2 protein-coding genes are annotated in these 1,630 nt (G+C 43.0%); one reads left to right on the top strand and one right to left on the bottom strand.

The features are described from left to right. Nucleotides 1-629: TIGR00366 family protein (locus ABYB02_RS16965; RefSeq protein ID WP_372763533.1), on the bottom strand; the 629-nt coding region annotated here is incomplete at its 3' end. A 165-nt stretch (nucleotides 630-794) separates the two neighbouring features. On the opposite strand from ABYB02_RS16965, the gene ABYB02_RS16960 reads away from it, so the two are divergent. Further along, nucleotides 795-1,630, top strand: an 836-nt coding sequence (locus tag ABYB02_RS16960; protein ID WP_372763532.1) for a potassium channel family protein, incomplete at its 3' end; no start/stop codon positions are given.

The following is a 1,630-nucleotide window of genomic DNA, read 5'->3' as shown; positions in this document are numbered from 1 at the left end:
TCGTTGTCACTAGGTAGCATGTAGCGGTTCACCAGCGGCATAATAATAAATAGCCCAACCAATATGGCAATATTAAAACTGGCAAAGAGGGTTTGCTCGGTACTCACTATTCCCATGCTCGATTGTAAAAAGTGCCCTTCGGTGGCAATTGTTAAAGGAATAGATCCTGCTAACCCGCCATGCCATACCACAAAGCCCGAATAGGCACTGGCAACCAATAAGCGGTAGTCAACGCGTGTATGTTTAGCAATGGCTTTGGCAAATAGCGCACCAATTACTAAACCAAACCCCCAGTTAAGCCAGCTAGCGAGCAGTGATATCAGCGTGACTAAAATAATTGCTTTAGGCGCGGTGCTAGCAAAAGTGGCAAGTTTTTCTAATAGCCTACTAATCGGGCCAGTGCTTGCAAGCATATAACCGGTAATTAATACCAATAGCATTTGCATGGCAAAGCTGAGTAAGTTCCAAAAGCCCGCGCCCCATGCTTGCAACACATCTATACTGGTTGCGGGGGTAAACAGGGTGGCAATCATGAGGGTAATAATGCTTAGCAGTATCACAAAAATAAAGGGATCGGGTAGGTAGCGTTCAACCAGTTTAGTAAACGGGGTGGCAATTTTATTAAGCATAAACAAGGTCTTTTTTGATTTTATTATAAGCTTAATTAATCATGAAAACAGGGCGTTAGCAAATCGCATTTAGTCGTATAGGTGCGCGGGGTTAAATATTGCTTAAAGCCATGGCATCAAGTAACGTGGGGTTTATAGATAATTTACTAACGAAGATTTTGTATTATGCCGGTGATTTTTAAAAGGCTAGTGTTACTTGTACGTGCTCATATTGATCAATTGAGTTGGCAAGCCGTGGCACTGGCTATGTTGGCTCATATGCTGCTAACGTGGAGCTTGTTATATATAGCGAATGAGCAAGCACTCACTAACGTTACGACCTTTTTTTACTATTACACGGTAACCACCTCAACCGTGGGGTATGGTGACTTTAGCCCCACCACAGAGCTCGGCCGCTGGGTGGTGGCATTAATACAAATTCCGTTTGGATTGGCTTTATTTGGTGTTCTGTTAGGAAAAACAGGGCAAATAGTAACTTACTTAATTAGGCGCGCTATGACAGGTGATAAAAACTTTGCTCACAGTAACAACCACATCATTATTTTTGGCTGGCATGATACTCGTACTAAAAAAATAATTGATTATATTTTGGCAGATACTAAACGCACTCAGCGGCGTATTTTATTAGCCGTTACAGAGCAAATGGAGCATCCATTTTTAAGCAATGAACAGGTCGATTTTGTGCGCTTAAGTAGCTTTACTGATTTAGATGAGCTGGCGCGCGTTGCCATTAGCCAGGCCGATAAAGTTATTATCGACGGTCAAGATGATGACCAAACTTTTACCACGGCCCTGCGCATTAGTCGTTTGGTAAAGCAAGACTGCCATATAAGCGCGCACTTTTTAGATGAAACCAAAGTCGATATGCTGCTAGAGCATTGCCATAATGTGGAATGCAGCAGTGTTAAGTCTGCAGAAATTTTAGTGCGCTCAATGCAAGACCCCGGCTCGAGCCGAGTGCACGAAGAGTTACTGTCTATTTTACATGGCGACACGCAGTT

The organism is Pseudoalteromonas sp., from assembly GCF_041613455.1.
Lineage (GTDB): Bacteria > Pseudomonadota > Gammaproteobacteria > Enterobacterales > Alteromonadaceae > Pseudoalteromonas.
Note: the sequence above shows the minus strand (reverse complement) of the source record. Positions and strands in the feature narration are given on the sequence as shown.